This is a genomic window from Kitasatospora sp. NPDC050543 (genome assembly GCF_044457565.1).
Classification (GTDB): domain Bacteria; phylum Actinomycetota; class Actinomycetes; order Streptomycetales; family Streptomycetaceae; genus Kitasatospora.
In genome coordinates this window covers 1-25,137 of record NZ_JBITGZ010000054.1, presented here as the reverse complement: position 1 = coordinate 25,137, position 25,137 = coordinate 1, and the positions used below count along the sequence as shown (strand labels likewise).

The 25,137-nt window shown below is 73.1% G+C and carries 24 protein-coding genes and 2 pseudogenes; 14 read left to right on the top strand and 12 right to left on the bottom strand.

Translation table 11 applies throughout. From position 1 onward, the window contains the following. Positions 1-633: 633 nt before the first annotated feature. The 4 genes and pseudogenes from ACIBH3_RS34095 to ACIBH3_RS34080 all read left to right on the top strand — a co-directional run bounded on the left by ACIBH3_RS34095 (position 634) and on the right by ACIBH3_RS34080 (position 2,828). Positions 634-1,179, top strand: coding sequence for a hypothetical protein (locus ACIBH3_RS34095; RefSeq protein ID WP_396315996.1), 546 nt, complete (start codon positions 634-636; stop codon positions 1,177-1,179). Then, positions 1,179-1,301: pseudogene (locus ACIBH3_RS34090) on the top strand (inorganic diphosphatase); the annotation flags it as partial. The gene ACIBH3_RS34095 and the pseudogene ACIBH3_RS34090, both read left to right, overlap by 1 nt. Before the next feature lie 32 nt (positions 1,302-1,333). Further along, positions 1,334-2,185, top strand: coding sequence for a universal stress protein (locus ACIBH3_RS34085; protein WP_396315995.1), 852 nt, complete (start codon positions 1,334-1,336; stop codon positions 2,183-2,185). A gap of 130 nt (positions 2,186-2,315) precedes the next feature. Continuing rightward, the gene (locus ACIBH3_RS34080) at positions 2,316-2,828 is read left to right on the top strand and encodes a protein phosphatase (protein ID WP_396315994.1); all 513 of its coding nucleotides are present in this window, start codon (positions 2,316-2,318) and stop codon (positions 2,826-2,828) included. A 57-nt stretch (positions 2,829-2,885) separates the two neighbouring features. Here the strand turns inward: ACIBH3_RS34080 and ACIBH3_RS34075 are convergent, their stop codons facing one another. After that, positions 2,886-3,644, bottom strand: coding sequence for a DeoR/GlpR family DNA-binding transcription regulator (locus ACIBH3_RS34075; RefSeq protein ID WP_396315993.1), 759 nt, complete (start codon positions 3,642-3,644; stop codon positions 2,886-2,888). A gap of 73 nt (positions 3,645-3,717) precedes the next feature. Between ACIBH3_RS34075 and ACIBH3_RS34070 the strand changes: the two genes are divergently transcribed. Beyond that, positions 3,718-4,998, top strand: a complete 1,281-nt coding sequence (locus tag ACIBH3_RS34070) for an MFS transporter (RefSeq protein ID WP_396315992.1) — start codon at positions 3,718-3,720, stop codon at positions 4,996-4,998. 98 nt (positions 4,999-5,096) lie between these two features. Here ACIBH3_RS34070 and ACIBH3_RS34065 read toward each other — a convergent pair whose 3' ends face one another. After that, complete coding sequence (locus tag ACIBH3_RS34065) at positions 5,097-5,531, bottom strand: DUF4345 domain-containing protein (protein ID WP_396315991.1); 435 nt, start codon at positions 5,529-5,531, stop codon at positions 5,097-5,099. Positions 5,532-5,636: 105 nt separating this feature from the next. Between ACIBH3_RS34065 and ACIBH3_RS34060 the strand changes: the two genes are divergently transcribed. Both ACIBH3_RS34060 and ACIBH3_RS34055 read left to right on the top strand, forming a co-directional pair. Then, a complete protein-coding gene (locus tag ACIBH3_RS34060; protein WP_396315990.1) occupies positions 5,637-6,251 on the top strand; it encodes a TetR/AcrR family transcriptional regulator in 615 nt (204 codons plus the stop codon). A 247-nt stretch (positions 6,252-6,498) separates the two neighbouring features. After that, positions 6,499-7,404 (top strand): alpha/beta fold hydrolase, encoded by a 906-nt coding sequence (locus ACIBH3_RS34055; protein WP_396315989.1) that lies wholly within the window; start codon positions 6,499-6,501, stop codon positions 7,402-7,404. Between the two features lie 4 nt (positions 7,405-7,408). Here the strand turns inward: ACIBH3_RS34055 and ACIBH3_RS34050 are convergent, their stop codons facing one another. The 3 genes from ACIBH3_RS34050 to ACIBH3_RS34040 form a co-directional block, all read right to left on the bottom strand. Next, a complete protein-coding gene (locus ACIBH3_RS34050) occupies positions 7,409-7,858 on the bottom strand; it encodes a hypothetical protein (protein ID WP_396315988.1) in 450 nt (149 codons plus the stop codon). Beyond that, a complete protein-coding gene (locus ACIBH3_RS34045) occupies positions 7,855-8,352 on the bottom strand; it encodes an RNA polymerase sigma factor (protein WP_396315987.1) in 498 nt (165 codons plus the stop codon). The genes ACIBH3_RS34050 and ACIBH3_RS34045 overlap by 4 nt, the downstream gene beginning before the upstream one ends. 184 nt (positions 8,353-8,536) lie before the next feature. Continuing rightward, entirely contained in the window at positions 8,537-9,130 is a 594-nt protein-coding gene (locus ACIBH3_RS34040; protein WP_396315986.1) for a TetR/AcrR family transcriptional regulator, read from the bottom strand. A 90-nt stretch (positions 9,131-9,220) separates the two neighbouring features. On the opposite strand from ACIBH3_RS34040, the gene ACIBH3_RS34035 reads away from it, so the two are divergent. Together ACIBH3_RS34035 and ACIBH3_RS34030 are read left to right on the top strand one after the other, a co-directional pair. Beyond that, the gene (locus tag ACIBH3_RS34035; RefSeq protein WP_396315985.1) at positions 9,221-9,655 is read left to right on the top strand and encodes a hypothetical protein; all 435 of its coding nucleotides are present in this window, start codon (positions 9,221-9,223) and stop codon (positions 9,653-9,655) included. Continuing rightward, positions 9,652-10,404 (top strand): alpha/beta hydrolase, encoded by a 753-nt coding sequence (locus ACIBH3_RS34030; protein ID WP_396315984.1) that lies wholly within the window; start codon positions 9,652-9,654, stop codon positions 10,402-10,404. Before ACIBH3_RS34035 ends, ACIBH3_RS34030 begins: the two co-directional genes overlap by 4 nt. Before the next feature lie 214 nt (positions 10,405-10,618). Here the strand turns inward: ACIBH3_RS34030 and ACIBH3_RS34025 are convergent, their stop codons facing one another. The 3 genes from ACIBH3_RS34025 to ACIBH3_RS34015 form a co-directional block, all read right to left on the bottom strand. Then, positions 10,619-11,212 (bottom strand): hypothetical protein, encoded by a 594-nt coding sequence (locus ACIBH3_RS34025; protein ID WP_396315983.1) that lies wholly within the window; start codon positions 11,210-11,212, stop codon positions 10,619-10,621. Between the two features lie 106 nt (positions 11,213-11,318). Beyond that, on the bottom strand, positions 11,319-11,954 hold the full coding sequence (locus ACIBH3_RS34020) for a 2'-5' RNA ligase family protein (protein ID WP_396315982.1): 636 nt from the start codon (positions 11,952-11,954) through the stop codon (positions 11,319-11,321). A gap of 545 nt (positions 11,955-12,499) precedes the next feature. Continuing rightward, the gene (locus ACIBH3_RS34015; protein ID WP_396315981.1) at positions 12,500-12,865 is read right to left on the bottom strand and encodes a hypothetical protein; all 366 of its coding nucleotides are present in this window, start codon (positions 12,863-12,865) and stop codon (positions 12,500-12,502) included. 249 nt (positions 12,866-13,114) lie between these two features. On the opposite strand from ACIBH3_RS34015, the gene bla reads away from it, so the two are divergent. Then, complete coding sequence (bla, locus tag ACIBH3_RS34010) at positions 13,115-14,047, top strand: class A beta-lactamase (protein WP_396315980.1); 933 nt, start codon at positions 13,115-13,117, stop codon at positions 14,045-14,047. Between the two features lie 387 nt (positions 14,048-14,434). Here the strand turns inward: bla and ACIBH3_RS34005 are convergent, their stop codons facing one another. Together ACIBH3_RS34005 and ACIBH3_RS34000 are read right to left on the bottom strand one after the other, a co-directional pair. Then, positions 14,435-16,405, bottom strand: a complete 1,971-nt coding sequence (locus ACIBH3_RS34005; RefSeq protein WP_396315979.1) for a phosphocholine-specific phospholipase C — start codon at positions 16,403-16,405, stop codon at positions 14,435-14,437. A 14-nt stretch (positions 16,406-16,419) separates the two neighbouring features. Then, positions 16,420-17,856 carry an endonuclease/exonuclease/phosphatase family protein gene (locus ACIBH3_RS34000; protein ID WP_396315978.1) on the bottom strand — a complete coding sequence of 479 codons (1,437 nt, stop codon included), beginning with the start codon at positions 17,854-17,856 and terminating at the stop codon, positions 16,420-16,422. A gap of 335 nt (positions 17,857-18,191) precedes the next feature. Here ACIBH3_RS34000 and ACIBH3_RS33995 point away from each other — a divergent pair. Together ACIBH3_RS33995 and ACIBH3_RS33990 are read left to right on the top strand one after the other, a co-directional pair. Then, positions 18,192-19,349: pseudogene (locus ACIBH3_RS33995) on the top strand (TIGR04222 domain-containing membrane protein); the annotation flags it as partial. Positions 19,350-19,532: 183 nt separating this feature from the next. Further along, positions 19,533-19,922: a hypothetical protein gene (locus tag ACIBH3_RS33990; protein WP_396315977.1), complete on the top strand. Its 390-nt coding sequence runs from the start codon at positions 19,533-19,535 to the stop codon at positions 19,920-19,922. 84 nt (positions 19,923-20,006) lie between these two features. Here the strand turns inward: ACIBH3_RS33990 and ACIBH3_RS33985 are convergent, their stop codons facing one another. Then, positions 20,007-20,822 (bottom strand): maleylpyruvate isomerase family mycothiol-dependent enzyme, encoded by an 816-nt coding sequence (locus tag ACIBH3_RS33985; RefSeq protein WP_396315976.1) that lies wholly within the window; start codon positions 20,820-20,822, stop codon positions 20,007-20,009. A gap of 253 nt (positions 20,823-21,075) precedes the next feature. Here ACIBH3_RS33985 and ACIBH3_RS33980 point away from each other — a divergent pair, with 253 nt between their 5' ends. After that, positions 21,076-22,692: an alpha/beta hydrolase gene (locus ACIBH3_RS33980; RefSeq protein WP_396315975.1), complete on the top strand. Its 1,617-nt coding sequence runs from the start codon at positions 21,076-21,078 to the stop codon at positions 22,690-22,692. Between the two features lie 127 nt (positions 22,693-22,819). On the opposite strand, the gene ACIBH3_RS33975 is transcribed toward ACIBH3_RS33980, so the two are convergent. Continuing rightward, complete coding sequence (locus ACIBH3_RS33975; RefSeq protein WP_396315974.1) at positions 22,820-23,572, bottom strand: Type 1 glutamine amidotransferase-like domain-containing protein; 753 nt, start codon at positions 23,570-23,572, stop codon at positions 22,820-22,822. Between the two features lie 282 nt (positions 23,573-23,854). On the opposite strand from ACIBH3_RS33975, the gene ACIBH3_RS33970 reads away from it, so the two are divergent. After that, positions 23,855-24,499, top strand: coding sequence for a transcriptional regulator (locus ACIBH3_RS33970; protein ID WP_396315973.1), 645 nt, complete (start codon positions 23,855-23,857; stop codon positions 24,497-24,499). Positions 24,500-25,137 lie beyond the last annotated feature (638 nt).

Below are 25,137 nucleotides of genomic sequence, written 5' to 3'. Positions count from 1 at the left end.
AGCAGTTGCGTTCGGTGATGAGATCATTTGCCCTCCGACTTCCCGGCTGGCCCGCCGGACCCGGTCGAAAGCGGTACTCGCGTTCGATGTGGCGCCTCTCCCGATGCACCCGGTCGCGGGTCGTCGCTCACCGGTCGCAGATCGGTTCGAGTGGTCGGGTGGGTGTGATCGGAGCGGGCGTCGGCACCGAACAGACGCGCAGTGGCGATCTCGATGCGGCTTCGGCGGCCACCGCGACCTCTTCGCCGACCCGGAGTTCGCCGAGTGCCGCCCCGCCTACCAGCGGGCCGCGCTGCGGCTCACGGGCAGGCGAAGGGGTTTCGGACAGCGAGGCACGTACCGAGGGGCAGCGGACTGTTCTCGCCCCGCTCACGGGGGAGTCCGGAGTGTGAACGTGCGACCTCGGAAGGTGACCGTGCGGGCCTTCCTGCCGGGTGCCGGCCCCGCCCGGGCCTTCGGCCGCGCCCGTCCGGTCGGCCCGCCGTGGCCGGGCGTACCCGTGGGAGCCTGCCGATCGACGTCCGACGGCGCACACTGAAAGCGTGCGCCGATGCGGACCGGTGGGGAGAGCGGCCGAGCCCGCAGCGGTGCCGCTGCCGGTCCCCGGTTGATCCACTCGGCCCGGAGGATGCCATGCCCGCGCCCACTGCCCAGCCTGCCTCCGGCCTACTGAGCCGAGCCGGAAGGGCGCTGCTGCGCAGACGTGCGCCCCGCCCGGCCCCGCCGCGCCCGGACCACGAGACGCAGCTGCGTGCCCTCCTCGCCGTCCTCGATGACGCGGTCGCCGCGCAGCGGCTCGCCGACCAGGTCGTCGCGGCCTGCGGCGAGCTGGGCCCGGTGCCCGGTTCCATCGCCGAGGCCGGCGCACGGCAGCTGACGATCTTCAACCAGCTGGCCGTGCGGATGCGCGAACTCGTCGTCGACGGCGACGTGGCCCGGCTGCACGAGAGGGCATCGCGGCTGCTCGCCTACCACCTGTGGATGATCCACAACTCGCTCGCCCTGGCCTTCGCCTCCCAGCGGGGCAACTGCGCCATCGAGGCCGCCAGGCTGCGGGTGAACGGCCTGGGAGCCCCGGCCGATGCGCTACAAGCACTGCGGGACGACGTCGCGCTCCGGCTCGCGGGCGACCTCGCCGCCGCGCCCGCCCAACCGCGCGACACCTCACGGAGGCCGTGATGGAGTTCGATGTGATCGTCGAGATCCCGCAGGGGTCGCGGAACAAGTACGAGATGGACCACACGGCCGGGCGGATCCGGCTGGATCGAACGCTGTTCCCGGAGGGGCGCGGGCACCCCGCGCCGCCGCGTCGTCCGATGTGAAGGAGCACGTCATGGCACATCCCGTGATCGTCGGAGTCGATGACCCCGCCACCGCCGGCGACGCCGTCGACTGGGCCGCCGACGAGGCCGAGCTGCGAGACGTGCGGCTGCACCTCGTCCACGCCTGGGTGTGGGAGGCGGACCAGGCCCCGGACTCGCTCAACGCCCCATCCCTGCGCCGCTCGGGCGAGGACATGCTCGACGCCCTGGCGAAGCGGGCGAGGAAACGCCATCCGGGGCTGACGGTCACCAGCGGCGTGGTGGACGTGCGCGCCCGCGAGGCGCTGGTCGCCCTCAGCGCCGCAGCCGGACCGCTCGTCCTGGGAGCGCGCGGGGCGGGCGGCTTCGCCGGGCTGCTCGTGGGTTCGACGAGCCTGCATGTCGCCGCCCACGCCGGCTCACCCGTCGTCATCGTCCGCGGCACCGGCGCGGCGGAGGGCGGGGTGGTGGTGGGGGTGGACGGCCGGGATTCCAGCGACGCACTGCTGTCCTACGCCTTCGAGGCCGCGCAGCGGCGCAAGGTGCCCCTGCACGTCATCCATGCCTGGAGCTACCCGCTGGTCCTGGGACCCGGGCACGAGGTGCCGCCGGTGTACGAGGAGAGCCACGTGGCGGCGGAGGAGGGCAGACTGCTCTCCGAGATCCTGGCCGGATGGCGTGAGGAGTACCCGGACCTGCCGCTCAGCGAGGACACGGTGCGTTCCGGACCGGCCAGGCACCTGGTCACCCAGTCCAAGAAGCACCAACTCGTGGTGGTCGGCCGTCACGGTGAGCTGCGCGGGCCCTTCCAGCGACTCGGATCGGTGAGCCAGGCCGTGGTCAGCCACGCGCACTGCCCGGTCGCCGTGGTGCCCATCGGCTGAACGGAGGCACAGGCGCCCAACGTGGCCGGTCCGGCATGCCGGACGCGGCGGCGGCGGGCGTCAGGGATCCAGGGCACCCGTGGGAACACCGGGCCCCCGCCGGGCCGTTGACGCCGTGGAGGGGAGCACGGTGAAGACACGACAGAACGATCGGGACGTACCCGGCCCCGAGACACCCTGGAACGAGATCAGGTCGGGACTGTGGATGGGCGGCCACATCTGGACCGACGGCACCGGCGCGCTGCAAACCGCCGTCGTCGACAGCGAGTTCGACCTGGTCATCAGCCTGTTCACCAGCCCAGGACATGGACCGCACCCGGCCGTCGAGCATCTCGTCACGGAGATCCCCGACGGCCCTCTGACGCCCGGGCAGATCCACGCCGTCCGGGAACTGGCACGCACCGCCGCGCACGCCGTACGCAACGGCCGGACCGTCCTCGTACGCTGCCACTCGGGTTACAACCGCTCCGGCCTGGTCACCGCGCAATGCCTGATCGAACTGGGTCAGGACGCCGGCGCGGCGGTCGACCTGATCAGGCGCAGACGATCGCCCTGGGCCCTGAACAACGGGACCTTCCAGCAGTACCTCACCACGGGCCTCGACGTCGCACAGCTTCTGGCCGGACTCGACACGCAGACCTGAGCCGCCCGCCCGAGGCTGAGGGCCGAGCGGGGCGCTGCAAGGCAGGCAGGCGGGCGGTCAGACCTTTCGTACGGTGACGCCGGCCGACGTGAGTGCGGCGGTTGCGTCGTCGGGGGCGGAGTGGTCGGTCACGACGGCGTGCAGGGCGGAAGCCGGGGTGACGAAGGCGAGGGCGGTGCGGGAGAGCTTGGCGGCCTCGGTGACGACGATGACGCGGCGGGCGGAGCGGATCGCGGCACGCTTGATCGCGGCGTCGGCCAGGTCGTAGGCGGTCAGGCCGTCGGTGGCGTTCAGGCCGCAGCAGCCGACGACCGCGGTGTCGAAGCGGAGGGCGGCCAGTGATGCCTCGGCCAGGGGGCCGGTCAGTGCCAGTTCGCCGGGACGCGGTTCCCCGCCGGGCAGCAGCAGCCTGAGCCGGGGCGCGCCGGTCAGGGCATTGGCCGCGTGCAGGGACAGTGGCATGACGGTGAGGCGGCGGTGCTGGAGGGCTCGGGCGACCTCCAGGCAGGTGGTGCCGCTGTCGAGGACGACCGACTCACCGTCGGCGATCAGTGCGGCGACCTCGGCGGCGATCCGCTGCTTGGCCTCCGATCCGTCCTGTGCGCGCAGCGCGAAGGGGGGCTCCTCACCGCGCAGGAGCAGGCTGCGGGCCCCACCGCGGTAGCGCTCCAGGACGCCCTGGTCCGCGAGGACCTCCAGGTCGCGGCGGATGGTCATCTCGGAGGCGCCCGTCAGCTCGGCCAGTTCCGCGACACTCAGCCGGCCGGTCCTGCTCACGGCCTCGGCGATCTTCTTCAGCCGCTCTGTGCTCGTCATGTGCCCATGAAACACCCAGGCTGTTTGCCATGCAACTTTACGAACACCGACTCTGTTCGTTATGTTCTAAACTATGAACAGGACACTGCGTGCCGGCCGACTGGCCACGTTCGCCTTCTTCGCCATCGTCGGCTTCGACACAGGGATGTGGATCGTCCACATCCCCGCCATCGAGCATCACGTCGGCATCAGCCACGCGGTGCTCGGCTGGCTCCTGCTGCTGTTCGGAGCCGGCGCCTTCACGGGCATGCAGCTGGTCGGCCCGCTCACCGACCGCTTCGGCGCCCGCCGGGTCGTCCCCGCGAGCGCGGTCCTCTGCAGCGCCGCACTGATCCTCCCGGGACTCGCCATCGACGCATGGACCCTGGGCGCGGCCCTGGTGCTGTTCGGCTTCGGCAGCGGCTGCCTGGACGTGAGCATCAACACGCACGCCGTGCAGGTCGAACGCGGCTACGGACGGCCCGTCATGTCCGCCTTCCACGCGCTGTTCTCCATCGGCGGCGTGATCGCCTCGCTGGTCGGCGCCCTCACCCTCGGCTGGGCCTGGGGCACGGCCACCACGCTCGGCGCCATGGCGGTGCTCGGCCTCGCCGCGACCGCGGCAGCCGCACCCGCGCTGCTCCACCCGGAACCCGCTCCCGTACCCGCTCCCGCTCCCGCGCATCTGCGCGCGGACCCGGACCCCACCCGCGACGTCGAACTGTCGCCGGCTCCGGGCGCCACGGCCCGGCGCGGGACGCCCCCGCGCATCTGGCTGCTCGCCGTCCTCGCGTTCGCGCTGATGCTCTGTGAGGGCGTTGCCAACGACTGGAGCGCGCTCCACCTCAGGGACGTGCTCGACGCGCCCGCCGCCACCGCCGCTCTCGCCTACGGTGCCTACGCCACCGCCATGACCACCGGCCGGCTGCTCGCCGACCGGGTGGCCGCCCGTGTCGGCACCGTGGCGCTGCTGCGGTACGGCTCGGCCCTGGCCGCGCTCGGCATGACACTGGCCGCGTTCGCCCCCAACGTGCCACTGGCCCTGATCGGCTGGACCGTCTTCGGCGCCGGCCTGTCCGGCTGCATCCCCCAGCTCTTCAGCGCCGCCGGCCACGCCGACCCGGCCGCCGCCGGAGCCAACGTGGCCCGGGTGTCCGGCCTCGGCTTCGTCGGTATGCTCGCCGGGCCCGCCGTCATCGGCCCGATGACCCACGTCATACCGCTCAACCTCACCTTCCTCCTGCCCGTCGTCCTCTGCGTCATCACCTGCTTCACCGCGCGCATCCTCAGGACCGGGGCGGTCATGACACCGACCGAGGGCAGGAAGGAGCAGCCCGACCGTCAGCCGGCCGCACGTCAGAGCGCAGCCCGCTGACACTCCCCGGCCGGGCGGGGCGGGGCCCATCGCCGCTCTCCGCCGCAGCCAGCCGGAACTGCCTCTTCGCCGCCCGGCTCGACGCCCTCACGTAGCGATCACAGGTCCCGGGCCGGGGAGTGGTTCGGTCGCGCGCCGCGGTCCGCCGTCCGCGGCGCCGCGCGCTCCTCGGCCGGGGCGATCCAGAACAGGACGGGCGGAAGGCCGAGCTCGATCATCGCGAGCGCGATCTGGAACCACTGCGGCCAGCCGTGGACCGCCAGCGAGATCAGTCGGCCGATTCCGCCGAGCAGGAGGACGGCGGAGAGGGCGCGTACCGCCGTCGCCGGGATCGGCCGCTGCCGGGCGGCCCAGAGCCAGGCCAGTCCGTAGCCGACGAAGCTCGCCCCCATGAACCGCCCCCAGCTGTCGACGGTCGCCCCGGCGGAGCCCAGGCCCGGGGTGGCCGCGTTGCCGAGGGCGACGTGGAACAACCCGATCGCCACACACGCCCACCCCATGAGCTGTACGAGCACGCGCAGTGTCCTGGCCATGATCCATCTCCCGGTCCCGGTCCGACGTCGTAGTTGACGTGTGTCTACTAAGCCTGGGCATCGGCGTGCGCGCCTAAGTAGACGTGTGTCAAGTAAGCTTTCGCCGTGCCTCCCCGCCAGCGCCTCAGCCCCGCCGACCGCCGCGCCCAGCTCCTCGCCGTGGGTGCGCGGATGTTCGCGGCCCGCCCCTACGAGGACGTGCTGATGGACGACGTCGCCCAGCGGGCCGGCGTCTCGCGGGCCCTGCTCTACCGTCACTTCCCGAGCAAGCACGCGCTCTTCGCCACGGTCTACCAACAGGCCGCCGACCGGCTGCTCGCCGAGACGAGGATCGACCCCGCCGACTCGCTGGTCGGGCAACTCGTCCAGGGGATGGACATCCACCTCGACTACTTCGTGGCCAACCGCCACGCCGTCCTCGCCGCGAACCGGGTGCTCGCGGGCGATCCGGTCATCCAGACGATCATGACCGGTGAGCTGGACGCGCTCCGCGCCCGCCTGCTCGCCGTGCTCCCCCTCGCGGACGAGAGCGCGCGCCGAACCGTTTCGGCCGTACTGAAGAGTTGGTTGGTCTTCGTCCAGATCCTCGTCGTCGACTGGCTCACCGAGCAGACCTGCTCCCGCACCGAACTCCGCGACATCTGCATCGGCGCCGTCCTCGGCGCCCTGCGCCCCCTGCTCCCTGCGGACCTCGTGCCGGACCGGCCCCAGCCGAACTGACCAGGGAGGTTGGTGACAGTGCCCACGGCGAGCGCCGGCCCGGTCGCCGTTGACCGGGATCCCGGGTGAGCCGACCGAGGGGCGGCTGCTGGGGCAAGGTGGCGCCGGCGCGGACGGCGGGGACGCTCCGGCCCCGGCATGGGGAACGATTCGGCCCCGGCGCGGGGGAACGTTTCGGCCAGGTCGCGCCTCCTGGCATGCCGAAGCGGGCCCACAGGAGACCCGCCGCAGGCGAGAGGTGTTTCCCATGACAGCGAGCACAACGTCGGCCACGGCCGCCGCCGGCAGGCCGCTCCCGAAGGCGGCGGAGGCGGAGCACCGCTGGGTGGAGGTGCGCGGCATCCGGCTGCATGTTTCCGAGTACGGCGCCGGGGCGCCGGTCCTGCTGCTGCACGGCTTCCCGCAGCACTGGTTCGCCTGGGACCGGGTCGCCGTCCTGTCGGCTGCCGGTCGGCGGCTGATCTGCCCGGATCTGCGGGGCTTCGGCTGGTCGGAGCAGACCCGGCGCGGCTACGACATCGACGGCCTCGCCGAGGACATGCTCGCGCTGCTGGACGCACTGGGGCTCGACCGCGTGGGCCTGGTCGGTCACGACTGGGGCGCCCATGTGGGCTTTCGGCTGTGCCTGCGGGCGCCGGAGCGGTTCAGCGGCTTCCTGGCGCTCAACATGGTGCACCCGTGGGCCCGGCAGCGGGCCATCCTGCCGAACCTGTGGCGGCAGTGGTACACCGCCTTCGTCGAGTACCCGGTGATCGGCAGGGCCGTGCTGCGCCACTGGCCGGCGTTCAGCCGCTTCCTGCTCCGGCACCAGGTCGCCGACCCGTCGGTCTGGCAAGCCGACGAGCTCGCGGAGTTCAGCGCCGCGGCCCAGGCCGGCGCGCATGCCGGGCAGGCCATGTTCTGGCAGTACGTGGTCCGCGAGATCCCCGCGCTGCTGCGCGGCACATGGCGCGGGCGGCGGCTGACCGTCCCGACCCTGCTGCTGGGCGGCGAACGGGACAACGTGATCCCGCCATCCATGCTGGCCGGGGGCGAGAGCCACGCATGCGAGCTGACCGTACGGATCGTGCCGGGGGTCGGCCACTTCCTGCCGCAGGAGAGTCCCCGCGTGGTCGCCGAGGCGATGAACGAGCTGTTCGCGACGGGAGGTTGAGAGGCTACGGGCGCAGGGCCGCCCGCTCCGCGACCCTCCGGATGAACGTCCGCCCGTGGCGGGCCCGGAGAGCGTACGCCCACTGAACCGGCCGCAGGGCGGCGGGACGCGCCGCGCCGAGCATGGCGAAGCGCGTGCCGTCACCCTCCGGCACGGCCGCCATACCCCCGACCACGAGCCGCGACTGCATCAGGCACCAGCCCGGAGCCAGCCGCACCTCGAAGGCGCTGCGGCAGCCCAACGGGCCCATCGCCAGGGCACCTTTGCGATCGGCGTCACCGGGAGGGACCCGGAACTCGCGCAACAGGGGCACCAGGTACGGCAGTTCGCCTGCCAGATCCGAGGCGACCGCCCACACCTTGTCGTACGGCAGATCCAGGTGTTCCTCCGCGTACATCGTGGTGTGCAGGCCGGCGGCCAGGAGCCGCAGCCGGACCAGGGCGTCAACACTCATTGCTGCCACGCCTTCCGGAAGGCCGAACGGGCTCGGTGCAGCCGGGACTTGACCGTTCCCGGCGCGACGCCCAGGATCTCGGCCGCACGTCGTTCGTCCAACTCTTCGAGCTCGCGCAGGACCAGCACGGCGCGATGGTGCACCGGCATCCGCGCGAGCACGTCCCGTACCTGTGCCGACAGCTCCCCGTCGCCGACGGGTCCGGGCAGGCCGACGAACTCCTCGGGATCGACCGTCCGTTCAACCGCGGTGCGCCGCCCCACCCGCACCGCCTCGCGCACGGTGACGATGCGTACCCAGCCGTAGAACGCCTGCGGATCGCGCAGTCCCCGCAGCCCGACGAAGACCGCGGTCAGCGCCTCCTGCACGGCATCCTCGCAGTTCGAGAGGGCAATCGGCCGGCACAGCCTGGTCACGTACGGCGCCACCACGGTCAGCACCTCGTCCATCGCCAGCGCATCGCCCGCCTGTGCCGCCCGCACCACCGCGGCCACGGCGTCCCACGGTGGCTGAGGTTCTCCAACTGGGCCGTCCATCATCGCGGACAGTACAGCATCGGGTCGGAGCACATGGCGCGTCGGCGGCCCGTCCGGTGTGGTGGAGGTGACCAGGCTGGCTGCCCGGCGGCGTCGACGCCGATGTGGCGCGTGCGGCCGGTGCTTCTCGCCCGTCGGGCGCCTACCGGTCGTTCTGCGCGGGGACGCCGCGGGCCGGTCCGTAGACGGTGTCCAGCAGCCCGCGCGCGAAGCGGTCGAGGTCGTCCAGGCCGGCGGCGGTGAGGAGATCGTGACTGCCGGCCAGCAGGTGGGGGATGGCGGCGTGCAGGGCCAGTGTGACGGTGGCGGCGCCCTGGGGGGTCACCGGCAGGCCGGCGGCGCGCTGGGCGCGCTCGAAGGCGGTGAAGTCGGCGATGGCCACGGTGTCGAGGACCGCGCCCAGCCGGGGCCGGCGCGCGGCCTCGGCGCGCAGCTCCAGGTAGGCGAGCATGCGGGCGCGCCCGGGGCCGGCCACGTTCTCCAGCAGCGCGCGCAGCATGGCGGCCAGGCCCGCGCGGTCGGTGGGTGCCGGCCCGGGCACGTCGCGGTACAGCTCCACGCACCGCTCGGCGACGGCTGCGAGCAGCGCGTCCCGGGTGGGGAAGTAGTTCTTGGTGGTACCCGGCGGGACATCCGCGGCGGTGTCGACGGCCCGGTGGGTCAGGCCGCGCCCGCCGGCCTCTGCCAGTACCTCGATGGCCGCGTCCCGCAGGCGGTCGCGTCGGTCCCTGTTCACCTTGCCGATGGTACCCCACCCGTGGTACTACGGATGAGGTACCACGGGTGTGGTGAATCCGTGGCCGGTCGTGATGCGGAGGAGGGTCCCGTGCCTGTCGGTTACCTGTGGACCGTGCTGTTCGTCGCCGCGGGCACGCTGTTCGCCCTCGCGCCGGCGCGCCGGACGAGGCCGCTCGCCGGCCTGAGCTTCCGTCTCGGCCTGGTCATCGGCGAGCTGCCGTTCGTCGCGCTGGCCTGGCTCCTGCTGTGGACGGCCGTGGGGTTCGCCCAGGGAGACATCCACGCGCCCGCCGGCTGGGCGGTCGTCGCGTTGGCGGCGATCACCGCAGCGGGGCTCGCGGTCGTCGTTCGGCGCGGGCTGCGTGGCCGGGCGGCGGTCGACCGCGCCCTGGCCGAGGGCCTGGGCGCCGACTGGCGGGCGGCGATCGGCCCTGAGACGGCCGCCGGACTGCGCCGCCGTCGGCCGCTCACCGCATCCTGTTCCGGCCGTTCGCCGGCCGGCCACGCGGCGTGGTGCGGGTGACGGATCTGCCGTACGGCGCCGCAGGCCGGCGGCACCGGCTCGACGTCTACCACCACCGCGCGCGGCCGTCGGGTGCCCCCGTGCTGATCCACCTGCACGGCGGCAGCTATCGCGGGGGCCGCAAGAGCAGCCAGTCCCTGCCGCTGCTGCACCGGCTCGCGAGTCGCGGCTGGGTCTGCGTCAGCGCCAACTACCGCCTGCGGCCCGGGGTCGAGCACCCCGAGCACCTGATCGACCTCAAGCGGGTGATCGCCTGGGTGCGCGAGCACGGCCACGCGTACGGAGCCGACCCCGCGGCACTGTTCGTGGCGGGCAGCTCGGCCGGCGGGCACATGGCGGCGCTGGCCGCCCTCACACCCGGCGACCCGGCTCTCCAGCCCGGCTTCGAGGCCGCCGACACCTCGGTCACCGCCGTGATCGGCCTGAACGGCTACTACGGCGCCTACTACGGCCAGGGGCCGGAGTCCTCGCCCTCGGCACACGTCACCGCGGACGCACCGCCGTTCCTCCTGGTGCACGGTGACCGGGACACCATGGTGCCCGTCGACATCGCCCGGCGCTTCGCCGCCGACCTGCGGCGCGTCTCGGCCGGCGCCGTGGTGTACGCCGAACTCCCCGGCGCCCAGCACGCCTTCGACCTCTTCCACTCGCTGCGCTTCGAGGCGGTCGTGGACGGTGTCGAGGCCTTCGCCGGCTGGGTGCTCTCGCCCGAGCGGCTCCCCGAATCCCCGTACCCGAAGGCGAGTTGAGGAACTCCCCAGTCCCGCCGGCCCGTGTGGCGAGGTCTGTGCGGTCTCGGTGCGCCGACCGCACCCGGGGCCAGCGGTGGCCTCGGCCTCGGCGCGGCCGTCGGCCGGACCATCCGTCGCTCGTCTCTCGTCGCCGGGCTCTGCCCCCTCGGGGTACGAAGCAGGCCGGCGCGGCGGCTCCACGGGAGGGTGCCGGGTCGCGCGCGGGAGGAGGTCAGGAGTAGATGATCGGGCAGCCGTGCCGGAGTGAGTGCTGAGCCGCCCGGAGGTACAGCGCGACGTAGAAGGCTGCGTCCAGATCCTCACACCAGAGCCCCGGGCGAACGGCGGCCAGGTCCTTCGCCGGCCCGTCCAGGAACCACGTCGTCAGTTCGAGGTTCCTGCACATGGACGGCACCTCGGCCGGAAGGCCGATGGCTGCCGCCAGCGTCTCGGCGATCGTGAGGACCTGCGGCGCACCGGCGACCATGGTCGACCCGTCCGTGTAGTCGATGTCGACCGGCAGCCAGACCTCCTCGTGGAGGGATATCGGCACCAGCACCGCCCAGCCGCAGAGGACCTCGGCCTCCTCCGGGGAGAGGTGGGCCTCGCACAGCGCGGTGAAGCCGTCCATGGAGGGGATCAGCTTCTCCTCGAAGGCCGGCCCAGGGTCACGGTCCGTGCCCATCGCCTCCGGCGCGCAGACGTACGGCGGCAGTGCCCTGCGCGTCAACTCCTCGTTCAGCGCGGCAGCGATCTCGCCCCATTCGCCTTCCTCCTCGCCGAACCACTCCGAAGCCTCATCGATGCTGACCAGGTAGATGCCCATGGCCGCAAGCTACCGCGCACCGCTGACACCAGCGGATCCGCGGAGGCGGGCGGACGGTGGCAGGCCGGCCCGGGCATGCAGGCAACCGGGTGAGGACTGCGCCTGTTCACCGTCGCTCGGGTGCATCGGGGGGGGAGGAGGAGGAGGAGAGCCACCGCACCTCGCCCGTGCCCAGGGCGATCACGGTTCGCGGCCGCATCGGCTCCTCGCCCCGGCGGGCGAGCAGGACCACCTCGTCGACCTGCGCCGACATGCTGCCCAGCCGGGCGGCGCAGTCGGCGGCGAGCCCGCGCGGATCCGTGGTCCGTCCGAGGGAGAGATGGGGTGTGAAGCCGCCGGCCCGGCCCCGGCAGCGGGGGAAGCGTTCCACCAGCGCGTCGTACAGCTTCGCCCAGGGTGCCGGGCCGGCCGCCGTGGGGTCGAGCCACACGGTGGCGTAGTGACGGTGCCGGAAACTGCGCATCCCCCGGAGCCTGGCCGTGAACGGCGCGATCTCGGCCACGGCGGCGGCCAGCAGCGGGGCCGCCTGCTCGAAGTCGGACTCCGGCACGAAGCCGAAGAGCAGGTTGACGTGGGGCGGCCAGCGTCGGATCTGCGGGTCGTGCTCCTGGCGGATCTCCTGGATGGCGGGCCACAGCTCCGCCGGCGGCATCCACGCCACCGCGGTGCGGGGCGTCGGAGCGACGTCGAGCACGCCCGGGAGGTCTGGCCGCCCGCCACCGACGGCCGGGTACACGTCCACACCTCAATGATCCGACACCGGCTGATCCGGAGCGCTGTCGCCCACCCGCCGCACCCGTCAGCCGCCCCCACCGGCAGCCCTGTGCCATCGGCCCTGCTCCTGAGAGCCACCGGACTCCCCCTGCTGGCGGGCTTGTCAGCGCCGGGGTCTACGATCCCCGTGATCAGCGCCGGAGCAGTCGGCGCCGGCGGGGGCGTGAGCCCGTGGAGTGGATGGGGCGACATGTCGACCGAGGCCGACCAGCTGCCGGACGAGCCGCAGGCGGTACCCGGAGAACCGGCCGGGAGCCGTGCTCGTACGGTGCTGTTGACGGCTGCGGCGGCCCTCCTGGTGATCGGCGGCTCTGCCTGGGCGTTGACCGGCGGGGGCGCGGGGACTTCGGCGACGCCCGGACCCGGCACTGGTGCCACCGGGGCAGCCGTCGCTCCGCCCTCCGGTGAAGCGACGGCGGCAGCCTCACCCGCGGCGGCTCAGCCCGAACCGCCGCACCCCACCGAGGTCCCGTCGGCCGAGTCCTCGGCGTCGGGCCCAGCCGGCCCGTCGGATCAGCTGTCTGACGCTCCCTCGCCGACGGCGAGCCCGTCCGCCGCTTCGGCGGCCGCATCGCACTCCCCGGAGCCGGGGGCGGCGGGATCCGCCAGGAGCAAGGCCGCGTCCGCCCCGAAGCCTGCCGGCCCGCCTCCGGCTCCGAAGGATCGGCCCAGCTCGGTGGCCCAGCCGGCTTCGAAGACCGCGCCCGCGCCCAAGATCCCGCTCACCGAGGTCTCACCGCGACCCTGTACCGAATGCACCACGCGGCCCCAGCCGGGTGACGACAGCCACTGCGCGCGGAACGCGGCGGGCCGGATCACGACCTGCGACCCCGTCCAGACAGGTATCCCGATGCCCCGTCCCGGCTCGCCGACCTTCACCCCGGGCGCGCTGCCCCACTGACGCCGCGTCCTCTCGCGGCCGCCGGACCGGCCTCCGCCCGCGGAGTGCCACCGCCGGTCGGAGGGATCGGACGATCCGGATCGTCCGCCGGCTGCCCGGTGTTCCATCGGGCCCGGCGTTCGCAATGAGGGAAGTGACGAGCAGTCACTGTGACGAGATCGCAGTCGAATTGGAACCACCATGCCCCGCCGAGCGTGTTGATCAATGTTGTGACCGCAGGAGAGGAGATGGTTTTGGAGACCGCAGGACGACACCCGTCCCGGCGCGCGGTACTGACTCTCGGTACGGGGGCGCTGCTCGCCGCCGGCGGCCTGGCCGCGGGTGGCAAGGCCTACGCCTCCGCGCCCGGTGGAGAGGCCGCCGTGTCCGGGCAGCTGGCCGAACTCGAGCGGGCGCACGCCGCGCGGCTGGGGATCTTCGCTCGGCACGTGATCACGGGAAGAACGCTGCTGTACCGCGCGGAGGAGCGGTTCCCGATCTGTTCGGTCTTCAAGACCCTTGCCGCTGCCGCCGTGCTGCGGGACCTCGACCAGGGCGGTGAGTTCCTGGCGAAGCGGATCCGCTACACCGAGAAGTACGTCGTGGACTCGGAATACGGGCCGGTCACCGGCAAGGCCGAGAATCTCGCCAACGGCATGACCGTCGCGCAGCTGTGCGCCGCCGCCGTCAGCGAGAGTGACAACGCCGCGGGCAACCTCCTGCTCCGTGAGCTCGGCGGTCCGACGGCGATCACCCGGTTCTGCCGCTCGATCGGTGACGGGATCACCCGTCTCGACCGGTGGGAGCCCCGGCTGAACTCGGCGGAGCCGTGGCGGGTGACCGACACCACCAGCCCGCGTGCCATCGGGACGACGTACGCGCGCCTCATCCTCGGTGACGTGCTCCCCGATCGGGACCGCGAGCTGCTGACCGGTTGGCTGGTGGCCAACACGACCAACACCGAGCGCTTCCGCAAGGGGCTTCCCGCCGACTGGATCCTGGCGGACAAGACCGGTGGCGGGGACCAGTACGGGGTCACGAACGACGTGGGTGTGGTCTGGCCGCCGGACCGGTCACCGATCGTGCTGAGCGTACTGTCGACCAAGTCCGCGCCCGCCGGCCCCCGGGACAACCTGCTGGTCCAGCAGGCCGCCGCGTTGGTGGCGGCGGCCCTCACCTGACGCCGCTGAGTCACCAGAAGTGGGCGTCGGTAGGTTGACGCTGTCACTGCCACAGGGTTCGGCCCGCCGCCGAGGGCCCGATCGACCCCGACCGGCCCTCACGGTGTCCCGATCGCCACCCCTGCCGGGGAGTTCGGGACGCTTGCACGGCGCTGGGCACCTTGACCCGCGGATTCGGCGGAGCCTGGGACGCCCTGACGGGACGAGCGGGATGCCGGAACGGGTGTCCTGAGGAGCATCGCGCCCGAGCCGCTGAACGACCGGGCCCGCGCGCCGCGCAGCCGGCGGCAGCTGCGCCTTCGTCCGATCGGCGACGGGAATTGCTCGCAGGTGCCCCGCCCCTGACGACCGGCCGGAGCAGCCGTCAGGGGCGGGGCCACCATCGGCCTAGTGCACCCAGCCCGCGTACCGCTGGGTGAAGCGCAGGCCGGTACCGGCCGTCACCACGACGTCGTAGCGGCCGTACCGGTCCAGTGGCCAGACCAGGTCGACCTGCTTGCCCGGCTTGACCCAGACCGTCTGGGCGGTGCCGGCGAAGTCGTTGGGCGCGGCGGTGAAGCCGATCTCGGTGAGTCCGTCGTTGACCAGCTGCAGGGTGAGCCGGGAGGAGTTGCTCAGGTCGGCCGTCACGATCGGCACGCCGATGTCGTTCTGGCCGTCCACGCCGTCACGGATCACCGTGCCGGCGAAGCGGCGGACGAAGCCGTCCGGGCCGTGCACGGTGAAGTCGTAGCGGCCGTTGGTCTGTGCGGCCTCCCACAGGTAGGTCGCGGTGGCGCCCGGGGTGACGGTGTACGGGGTCCCCGCGAAGGGCTGCACGATGTTCGGGTAGACCATGTACGGGAAGGCCACCGTGCCGTCGTTGGTCATCGTGCAGGTCACCCGCCCGGTCTTCCGGTCGACGTCCACGTCCGCCCACGGCTGGTAGGGCAGTGGACGGTGCGGGCGCTCGCCGCTCTCCTGGACGGGCATCGACTGCGCGCCGGCGGCCGGCAGCTGGACGCCGGGCAGCTTGGTGCCGGCGTCTGCCTTGGCCATCAGGGCGGTGGTGTCCGGCAGCTGCGGAATCGAGTAGTCGGGTGCGGCGAAGTCGAAGCAGCTGGTCAGGTCGCCGCAGACGGCACGCCGCCAGGCCGAGATGTTCGGCTCGGTGACACCGGTGACCTGCTCCATGAAGCGCAGCACGGAAGTATGGTCGAACGCCTGGGAGTTGACGTAGCCGCCACGCGACCACGGCGAGACGGCCCACAGCGGGACGCGGTTGCCGAGGCCGATGGCGCGGCCCTGGGTGAACTCCTCGGGCGTGCCGGGCTCCGGGGTGGGTGGGACCATGTGGTCGAAGTAGCCGTCGTTCTCGTCGTACATGACGAGGAACACCGTGTGCCGCCACACCTCCGGGTTCGACATCAGGGACTGCAGTGCCGTGTTGACCCAGTGCGCGCCGTATGCCGGGCCCGCCTCGGGGTGCTCGGAGAAGAGGTACGGCGCGACCAGCCAGGAGATGGTCGGCAGGGTGCCGTCCTTGCAGTGCCGGTCGAAGTCGCTCGGGTCGAACTTGGTCATCGCGTTGATGTAACGCGGGTCGGTGGTGGGGAAGTTGTGGAACTGCTTGAAGTACGAGAGGGCGTTGTCGTCGTAGTCGCCGGTGCGGTCGTCCTTGCTGGGATTGTGGTAGACCCGCCACGAGACCCCGGCCTTCTCCAGCCGCTCGGCGTAGGTGGTCCAGTCCGCGACGGGGTTGTCCGTGACGGGCGTGTTGTCGATCCACGGGCCGGTGGTGCCGTCGCGGCCGGGCCCGGCGGTGCCGGTCCAGAGGTAGAGCCGGTTGGGGTCGGTGGGGCCGGCGAGCGAGGTGAAGTACGCGTCGCAGAGCGTGAACGCGTCGGCCAGGGCGTACTGGTAGGGGATGTCCTCCCGGGTGAAGTAGCCCATGGCACGCTCGCCCTTGGCAGCGATCCACTTGTTCATCGCGCCGTTGTTGATCGCCTGGTGGCCGGTGGCCCAGTCGTGCGGCAGGCCGCCGGCGTTCTGCGCGTTGTACTTGCCGGTGTCCATCCGGTACGGCAGCATCGCGCCGCCGTCGCTGCGGCGGGCGTCGGGCTGGCGGAACACGTCGCCGCCGTCGGGGAACTGCAGGGCCTGCTTGTCGGCGAAGCCGCGCACGCCGTTCAGGGTGCCGAAGTAGTGGTCGAAGCTGCGGTTCTCCTGCATCAGGACGACGACGTGCCTGACATCCGCGATGGTGCCGGAAGGCGCGGCGGTGGCGGCGGAGGCGGGGGTGGAGGGGAGGCCGACGACGGCGGCGGAGGCGGCCGCGGCGGTGGCGCCGACGAAGGTGCGGCGGGAGAGCTCGGACATGCTGGGCTGGCCTCTCAGAGCTGGAAGGTGGCGACGGCGGCGGCGCTGTCGGACGGCCACTGGTTGCCGGCGGCGTTCGGGTCCGGCTGCGGCCAGTCGGCCACCAGCGTGTGCGCCTCGACGAGCTTGAGCGCGCCCGCGTACTGGACGTAGTCGATGCGGTCCTGCGGCTCGGGCTTCGCGCCGCGCTGCTTGCGCGTCGGCGACCAGGTGTTCCCGGGTGCCTTGACCGGGTTGCGGTTCTCCTCGCGGAAGCTGTCGGTCAGGCCGGCGGCCTGGAGCTCCTTCGTCACCGGCCAGCCGACCGGTCCGACCCCGCCGTGCGCGGCAGCGGTGGCGGCCGTCCAGTCCAGGTGCGAGGGGGAGGAGAGCGCGCCCGCGACGATCACGGACCGGCGCGCGGTGGTCTCCGCCGTCACGACGGCGGCCAGTGCCTTGGCCTGCTGGACGCGGACCGAGGAGTTCTCGGCCGCCTCCACCTGGGCGGCGCTCCGACCGTCCTGCACCGCGTACGGGCCGTAGTTCGCCTCGTCGAGGTGCGCCGCCCAGAACCGGACGCTGCGCCCGCCCGGCAGCTGCACCGTCGCCCCGGCGGCGGGCAGCGCCGAGGTCACCGGGGTGACCTCCGCCAGCGGGTAGCGGCTCAGGATGCCCACGCTGCCCGCGCTCTGGTATGCGTACCAGCCGAGCGCGTCCGCCAGCGCCTGGGCGCCGGTGCCCGCGGTCTCCTGGAGCGCCAGCACGTCCAGCCCCTGGGCGAGTACGACCCGCAGCTGCTTCTCCAGCGCGTCCGTGCTGTGCGTGCCGGCGTCCCAGAGGTTCCAGCTCGCCGTCTTCAGGCGCAGCGGCCCGGCCGGGTCGGTGACCGGGATCTGCACGGTGACGGTGTCGCTCGCCCCGGCGCTGTCCTTGACCCCGACGCTCACCACGACGGGGTGCGGCTGCGGGCCGGCGGGTGCGGTACCGCTGAGCGTTCCGTCGGAGCCGACCGACACCCAGGCCGGGCCGCCGACCTTGCGGAACGCGGCGCTGCCGGCCGGGTTGCCGGCCGGCCGGGACCAGAGGCCGCCCAGCTCGACGGTGACGGCCCCGCCCGGGGCCACGGCGGTCGCGGTGAGTGCGTCGACGGCCGAGTGCGGGCGGACGACGGCGGGCCTGGGCCGGAAGGTGAAGGGCGCGCTCTGCGCCAGCACGTCGTAGCCGTCCTTGGCGAGCAGGTACGCGGTGTACGGGCCGCCGGTCAGGGCCGAGGTGTCCAACTGGAGGTCGCCGGAGCCGCCGGGCGTGTACTTCCACAGCAGCGAGGAGCCGGTGCCGGGCCGGCGGGCGCCGTCGTAGATGCCGACCCAGTTCTTGGCGTCGGAGGCGTCGGTCGTCCAATGGAAGGTGAGTTTGTCCCCTTCCAGGGGGTTTGCGGGGGAGGTGAGCGTGAGTGCGCTTCCTGTGGCCACGGGAGTCCTGTCCGAGTTGGCTGTACAAGTGAGGGTGTGGCCAATTCATCCGAAACCCAGCAACCGGGACATGAACCGCACATGACGGAACGTCGGGCGCTACGGGAACTCCCGCCGCCGGGGCCCCTCGGGCTGATTCCTCACGCGGTCCCCTTCATCGGCGCCGCGCCCGTGTGGCCCCCGCGCCGCACCCGCGGCGCCCTCGCGGTCCGCCGGCGAAAGGCGTTTGCGGCCACCCGTACCCTGGGGTTGTTCGGAGGCAAGATCGATGGGGGGCGCTCGGTGGTGGCTGAACTGTCGCTCTATGAGCTGGCCTTCGTGGCCGGGGGCCGGACCGGGTGGTGGACACCGCGCTGGTCCGGATGCACCGCGAGGGGCGCCTGGTCGTCGACGTGAACGCCGCGATGGTGGCCGTCGTCGAGCCGCATCCCGCTGACGAGGTCGAGGCGGCGCTGCTCGCCGCCGTCGGTCCCGGGCTCCGCTGCCCGGTCCCCGAGATGCGCGCCCGGCTGCGAGGCCATCGCGTGCTCAACGCCCTCGGTCGCCGGCTCAGGGCGAGGCGGCTGGTCGCAAGGGCGTCGCTCGGCCGGCTGCTGGCCGACTGCCTGGGGCTGCTGGTGCTGTTCGCCGTCCTCCTGATGCTCATGGCGGCCGCGATGGCCTGCGCGGCCGTGGTGGTCTTCGCCCTGCCGGAGGATGGGCCCGTCCTCGGGCCGCTGGCGGCGACGGTCGTCCTCGTGGCGGTGACGTACCTGCTCGGCAGGTTCGGCACCCGGGCGTTCAACCGACCCGATGGCCGGCGTCCCCGCCGGGCCCGGACCCTGCTGGGGGCACTGGCCCACGGCGGACCGGCCCCCGCCGGGTGGCGGCTGGCGCCGGACGCCTGGACGCCGAGTGGGCTGAGCCCCCTGGGCGCCGTCGCGCTGGGCGGTCTCGGGGCGCTGCTGGACGAGCGCTCGGTCGCCGTCTTCCGCGGCTTGGTGCACCCCGAGCCCGCCCGGCCGAGGCCGTGGATCCGTCGTCAACGTCGGCACAGCACCGGGGCCGGAACCCGCCCGCGGTCCACGCGCTTCGCGCCCGCGCCGCGCCCCGGCCGGCCCCGCCGCCGGTCCTGGCCGGCTCTGCGGGCTCTGCGCCGGCCGGTGCACACCGCCCTGCCGTCGACCCGCGCCGTGCCCGCGCAGCGCTGCCGGGCGGCGGTGGCGGGGCAGGGCACCGCCCGCCGGCAGGGTCCGGGCCGGGACCGGAGCGTGGCCGCGGTCCACTCCTCTCGGACGGCCGGGCGAGGGGGCCGGCGGGTGGCCCTCGCCCTCGGCTCGGCGAGAGGAATGCGCCAGGCCGTCCCGCACCTGGATATCCGGCCGGCCGCGCTACGCCGGTGGGGCAACGCCGACGGCGTCAAGCCCGGCACGCGCGGCCGGTCCCGTCGTAACCGGGTGACCGTCCGGACGAGAACCACGGTGTCGTCCACCACCGGGCGCAGGCGGCGGTAACTGCGTCGCTCGCCCGGGTGGCGGGGCCGTAGGGTGCCGCTGTGGCTTCGCCGCCCCGCCCCGCCCGGGGCGTACCTGCGGACCCTGGCTCGAAGGCCGGGCCGGACCGGGCGGATCACCGTGCTTGCGGCGCACCCATGACCCGGACACCGCCGGGACGAACGTAGCGGAGGGGAGGAACGGATGACGGTGTTCCAGCGTGCGGCCTGCGGCCAAAGCCTCAGCCGGGACTTGGAGTTGCTCGCGCGGCTGCCCGCCCACCATGCCGACGACGTGGGGCCGGGCGAGATGCCGGCGGCCACGATCCCCCGCGGCCGCTACGCGATCGACCCCGAGCCCTTCACCCACCCGCGGGTGCCGGCTCCCCCCGGTGACATCGTGCTCAACCCCGAGGACGCGGTCGGGCTCGTCGAGCACCCGGACGAGCACCGGTCGCAGGGCTGTTGCGGCCCCGAGGGCCTGTCCGGCAGCAACCGGCTCTGCCGCTGCGGCGCCGAGGTGGGCACCCTGCTCGCCGACTGCTGGACGGCCTGTGAGCTACGGCTGCACCCCGCCCTCGTCAGGGCCGCCTGACCGGGCGCTTCAGTACGCCGCGCGGGCACGCGCCCGCGTCGCTGCCCCTACGCCGTTGTTTCAGCAGCGCTTACGGCGTTGCTCCTACGGCGCGCTGAACAGCAGGGGGAAGCCCAGCGCGAGCCACGGCCGGCGGCCCCAGGCGATGACCCTGCCGCGGGCCAGGGCGGAGAACGGGCCGCACCGGCCGAGGGCGAGCAGCAGGAACGCCACCGGTTCGGTGAGGATCGTGCAGTCGGGGCGGGACGCCGGAGCCGGGGAGACCTCGGCGAGGCCGTCGCGGAAGGTCACCGTGAAGCGGGCACCACCGCGTACCCGCAGGTCGTAGCAGGCGGTATGGCCCGCGGCGGAGCGGCCGTCGACCACCCGGGGCATGGCGGTCATCAGGAACGGCAGGGTCAGCTCGACCCGCCGGCGGTCGATCATGTGCGGTCGCTTCAGCGCGCGGGCGATGTCGTACCCGTGGCCGAGCATGTGGGTGAGCAGGTACGAGCCCAGTGTGGCGAGGTCCATCGGGCCGAGCGGGGTGAGCACCGGCTCCGACGCCGGCCGGCCGGCGAAGGCCTCGGTGAAGGCGCGGGTGTGCCGGGTGATCTCCTCGGCGAGCGCCGCAGCGTCACGCTCCGGGAAGGCGGCCAGTGACGCCGCGTTCGCTGCGGCCAGGCCGCTGGGCGTGCCGTCGCCGTAGGAGCGCTGCTCGCCCGCAGCCAACGCGGCCATCAGCTTGTTGGCCAGCGCGAGATGGGCCGCGGCCTCGCCCACCGTCCACTGCGAGCCGGGGATCGGCACATCGGTGGTGGGGGACTCGCGCAGCAGTGCCGCCGTCTCCTCGGCCACGCCGCGTAGGGCGTCCAGGAGAGCGGCATACGCGGAGTCCCGCGGAATCGGGGCAGGGATCATGGAGGTGAATGCTGACCCACTTCCGCCCGGCTGTCCAGAGTCCGGGCAGAAGAAGCTACCCGCGAGTACGGGAGTGATGCGGCAGGGCCGCCACGGTGCGTTCCGGCACACGGCCCGCACCGGGGGATCGGTGCATTCGGCCGTGTTGGCTTGCAGGCCCCAACGGGCCGCGGTGATGTTGATGCGGGTGCGAGCCGATGTCCGCACGTCCGCCGGTATCGGGCGCCCAGCCACGACGCACCGAAGGACAGATATGCAGATATCCATACCACCGGCGGCCCTCCGACGGCTTACCACGGCTGTCGTCGCGGCGATCGTCTGCTCGACGATGGCCACCGCGCCGGCCCTCGCGCAGGCAAACGCGCCGTCGTCCGCGCTGCCGGTCCCGCAGCTGGAGTGGAAGCCCTGTCTCCCGGGCAGCCCGTTCGAGTGCGCGACGGCGGAGGTGCCGCTGGACTACCGGCACCCCGACGGCCGGACCATCGAGCTGGCGGTCGTCAAGCGGAAGGCGACCGGCCCGGGACCGCGCCTCGGCTCCCTGTTCTTCAACCCCGGCGGCCCGGGCGGGCCGGGAACGGTGCAGATGCCGCAGGACTACGAGTCCTTCCCGCAGGAGGTGCGGGAGCGGTTCGACATCGTCAGCTGGGATCCCCGCGGTATCGGCTACAGCACCGCGGTGAACTGCTTCGAGAGTTCCGAGGAGGCCGCCGCCTGGGCCGCGAGCAAGCCGATCGGCTTCCCCGTCGGCGAGAAGGAGCGGGCGACCTGGATCAGCGCGTACGCCGAACTGGGGCAGCTCTGCGAGCAGCGTGACCCCGAGCTGCTGCGTCATGTCTCGACCGCCGACACCGCCCAGGACCTCGACCTGCTCCGCCAGGCGGTGGGCGACCCGGAACTCACCTACCTCGGCATCTCCTACGGGACGATCCTGGGCGCCACCTACGCCAACATGTTCCCCGGCAAGGTCCGCGCCCTGGTCCTCGACGGCAACATCGACCCGCAGGCCTGGACGGACCACAACTCCGCAAGTGACCCCGAGCTTCCGCTCTTCCTGCGGATGGGCACGGACCTCGGCGCGGCCGCGACCCTGGACCAGTTCCTCGCCCTGTGCGGCTCGGCCGACACGGCCCACTGCGCCTTCTCCGCCGGGAGCCCGGAAGCGACCGAGGCCAAGTTCGACGAGCTGACGCTGCGTCTGCGGGAGGATCCGATCGGCCCGTGGACCTACGCCGCGACCATCGACGCCGTGGCGAACGCCCTCTACGTCGTCCATCCCGGCTGGACGGACGTCGCCGGGACGCTGCAGGAGCTCTGGGAGGGCCACGTCCCGCAGCCGCCGGCTGCCGAGCCCCCGCCGATCCCGTACCCGTACGCGGGGATCGAGCAAGGCGGCGCGGTGAGCTGTTCCGACAGTCCCGAGCCGCGCAATCCCTTGGCGTACCACGGGTTCGAGGAGTTCGCCGCCGCCCGTTCGGGTGATCTCGGACGGTTCTGGACCTGGGCCGCCGAGCCGTGCGCCACCTGGCCGGCCGTGGCCGTCAACCGCTACACCGGTCCATGGAACGCCCCCACCGCGCACCCGATCCTGCTGGTCAACCCCACCTACGACCCCTCGACCCCGATCCGGGACGCCGAGGCGATGGCCCGGGAACTGGCCTCCGCGCGCCTGCTCACCCTGAACGGGTACGGGCACACCGCCCTCCTCAACCCAAGCAGTTGCGTCCAGGCGTACGAGAGCCGTTACCTCATCGCCGGCGCCCTGCCGCCGGTCGGAGCGGCCTGCACCCAGGACACGCCCCCGTTCTCCGCGCCTCGACCGCACGGCGGTGTTGCCACCGGCGGTGGTGCGATGGCCGACACCCTCGTCTGAGCCGGTCCCGGGTGGCTCCTCGCCCGGGACCGCCGTCGCGCGGCCACGACAACATGGAGCGGTGGCCCGTCGCCGACACCCGCGCGCAAGCGCGGCCCGGCATCGCGACGGGTCGGCCGTTCGCGTATCAGGTGAGTGGGTCGATCCCTTCCCGCAATGCGCTCCGGTCGACGGCGAAGCTCTCGCCGGCTCCGTACGCGCGGACGCTGACCTCGGCCTTCCCCTCCACCAGATGGACCCGGCCGGAGCCGGAGACGCGCGCGGTGCCGCCGTCCACGGCGAGCAGGGTGTTCTCGTCGATCGCCACGCCTTGGCGGACGCCGCCGCGGGCGACGGCCTCGATCAGACGCGGCAGCGTCCCCCACTGCGCGGCGTGGACGTCCACGGTGAACGGGACCAGTCCGAGTCCGGGGCGGAGCTCGATCTCCTCCAGGTCCTCGGCCGTCTCCTCCGGGCAGACCGGCACTCCGGCGGACCGCCAGCCCCCCACCAGGGCGGTGCCGGCTGCGACCGCCGCGCCGGCCGAGAAGCCGGCGTAGGGCAGGCCGCGCGCTGCGAGTACGGCGGACAGCCCGGGGCCCAGGCCCGCGAGCGCCTCCTGGTAGGCGGGCGTCAGGCCGCCTCCCACCAGCAGGGCGTCGGCGCCGTCCAGCGCGCCGAGGTCGAGCGCACCGCCCAGGGGCACCAGAACCGGCACCGGAGTGCATCGCGCCGTCCTGCGCAGGACCTGCTCGAAGCGTGCGAAGTACTCGGCCCCGTCACCCTCGTCGATCAGCAGGCAGGCCACCGTGGGAGCGTCCCCGGCCGCTGCGAGGAAGGGGCCGTAGACGAGTCCGGCCGCCGCCTCGTCCCATCCACCGCCGATCAGGAATGTGCTCATGCGCCGATCCTCCCCAAGGTCCGGCCCAAGCCCAGTGCGGCCCGGCGCCGCCGAATGCTAGCAATCGGCCGGCACCTGCCGCTGCTCATTAACTGAGCATGCGAGGCGATCGCACTGGTCGCCCGCGGCGTGCAGGTGATCCGGTTCGCCAACCGCGACGTCGGACCGTTGTCGCACCTCCCCGACTTCCGCCCCATGGCGCAGTGCTGACAGCCGCGCAGCTCCGGGCCGGCCTGCCCGACGCTGTGGACGGTCCATCCAATCCGGACGTAGAGTCCGGGCATGGGGAATCCGGAAGAGAGTCACGACCCGCGGGTGCGGATGTGGGCGCCGGTGTGCCGGGCGGTCGCCCTGCTGCTCGGCCCGTACGCCGAGGTGGCCCTGCATGATCCGGACACCGACCGGGTCCTGGAGATCTGGAACCCCATGACCTCCCGCCGCGCGGGGGATCCGTCGCTGCTCGGCGAGCTGGACGGGCTCGAACCGTCGGCGCAGGACGTCTTCGGGCCGTACGAGAAGCTGCTCGCCGACGGGCGCCGGCTGACCTCGGTCAGCGCGGTGCTGCGCGATGCGGCGGACCGGCCGTCGGCGGTGCTCTGCATCAACCTCGACCGCACGCCGCTGGAACAGGCCGCGGCCGTCCTGTCCGCGTTCGGAGCCCCGACCGTGCAGCGGCCCGAGCCGCTGTTCGAAGAGGACTGGTCCGAGCGGATCCAGCACATCATCGGCGCCCACGTCCGCGAGACGGGCCGGCCGGTCGAGCGCATGACCCGCCAGGACCGCCTCGCCGTCCTCGGCCGGCTGGACGAGGCCCGGGTGTTCGCGGTACGCCGGGCCGCCCCGGTCGTGGCCGGCGCCCTGCGGGTGTCCCGTTCCACCGTGTACGGCCTGCTGGCCGAGCTCAGGGAGTCGAACGCGGCGGAGTGACCGCACCGGCTCGGCTCCCACGCCGACCGCGTATGCGCAGACCCGCGGCAGGGAGCGCCGACGCACGCGATGCACGCCGACCGGCGCCCGGGTGCGGAGCCGGCCGTGCGTTGCCGCGCGGCCTCCGCCGACACCTCTGAACCGTCACCACCGCAAACCAGCGGCTGCCGCTGCCCGACGCCGACGAGCACCGGGCCGTGCTCGCGCTGCGCCCTGCCCACCTTCTCCAGGCCCTGCGGAAGCAATCCGTCCTCCAGTCGTGGACTTTCTGTCCAGCTTGGACCTATAGTCCAGATGTGGCGAGTGTGGACGATGACCGCGGCCCTCGGTGCGGGCGCCGGTGCGCCGACCGGACCCGGCCCGGCTCTGCTTCGCCCGTGCGCCGAGGTGATCCCTTCGCGAACGGGAGACCGGCCGGCGCCCCGAGCCCGGGAGTCGACTCCGCCCGTCGGCAGTTCCGGCCCGGAACGCCGGAACGACCAGGCCAAGGCGGGCGTCCGCTCCACCGTCCATCACCCGCCGGCCGAACTGAGAGCACCAAGAACAGAGGAGTGAACGCCATGACCCGGCTGCCCGACTTCCGCCTTGAGACGTACTTCTCCCGTTGGGAGTTCACCGCCCGCCACCATCTGACCGCC

What these genes read in the sequence shown, in the direction of transcription:
- ACIBH3_RS34095 (WP_396315996.1), top strand. Translation starts at nt 634, where the DNA reads ATGCCCGCGCCCACTGCCCAGCCTGCCTCCGGCCTACTGAGCCGAGCC.
- ACIBH3_RS34085 (WP_396315995.1), top strand. Translation starts at nt 1,334, where the DNA reads ATGGCACATCCCGTGATCGTCGGAGTCGATGACCCCGCCACCGCCGGC.
- ACIBH3_RS34075 (WP_396315993.1), bottom strand. Translation starts at nt 3,644, where the DNA reads ATGACGAGCACAGAGCGGCTGAAGAAGATCGCCGAGGCCGTGAGCAGG.
- ACIBH3_RS34070 (WP_396315992.1), top strand. Translation starts at nt 3,718, where the DNA reads ATGAACAGGACACTGCGTGCCGGCCGACTGGCCACGTTCGCCTTCTTC.
- ACIBH3_RS34065 (WP_396315991.1), bottom strand. Translation starts at nt 5,531, where the DNA reads ATGGCCAGGACACTGCGCGTGCTCGTACAGCTCATGGGGTGGGCGTGT.
- ACIBH3_RS34055 (WP_396315989.1), top strand. Translation starts at nt 6,499, where the DNA reads ATGACAGCGAGCACAACGTCGGCCACGGCCGCCGCCGGCAGGCCGCTC.
- ACIBH3_RS34050 (WP_396315988.1), bottom strand. Translation starts at nt 7,858, where the DNA reads ATGAGTGTTGACGCCCTGGTCCGGCTGCGGCTCCTGGCCGCCGGCCTG.
- ACIBH3_RS34025 (WP_396315983.1), bottom strand. Translation starts at nt 11,212, where the DNA reads ATGGGCATCTACCTGGTCAGCATCGATGAGGCTTCGGAGTGGTTCGGC.
- bla (WP_396315980.1), top strand. Translation starts at nt 13,115, where the DNA reads ATGGTTTTGGAGACCGCAGGACGACACCCGTCCCGGCGCGCGGTACTG.
- ACIBH3_RS34005 (WP_396315979.1), bottom strand. Translation starts at nt 16,405, where the DNA reads ATGTCCGAGCTCTCCCGCCGCACCTTCGTCGGCGCCACCGCCGCGGCC.
- ACIBH3_RS33990 (WP_396315977.1), top strand. Translation starts at nt 19,533, where the DNA reads ATGACGGTGTTCCAGCGTGCGGCCTGCGGCCAAAGCCTCAGCCGGGAC.
- ACIBH3_RS33985 (WP_396315976.1), bottom strand. Translation starts at nt 20,822, where the DNA reads ATGATCCCTGCCCCGATTCCGCGGGACTCCGCGTATGCCGCTCTCCTG.
- ACIBH3_RS33980 (WP_396315975.1), top strand. Translation starts at nt 21,076, where the DNA reads ATGCAGATATCCATACCACCGGCGGCCCTCCGACGGCTTACCACGGCT.
- ACIBH3_RS33975 (WP_396315974.1), bottom strand. Translation starts at nt 23,572, where the DNA reads ATGAGCACATTCCTGATCGGCGGTGGATGGGACGAGGCGGCGGCCGGA.
- ACIBH3_RS33970 (WP_396315973.1), top strand. Translation starts at nt 23,855, where the DNA reads ATGGGGAATCCGGAAGAGAGTCACGACCCGCGGGTGCGGATGTGGGCG.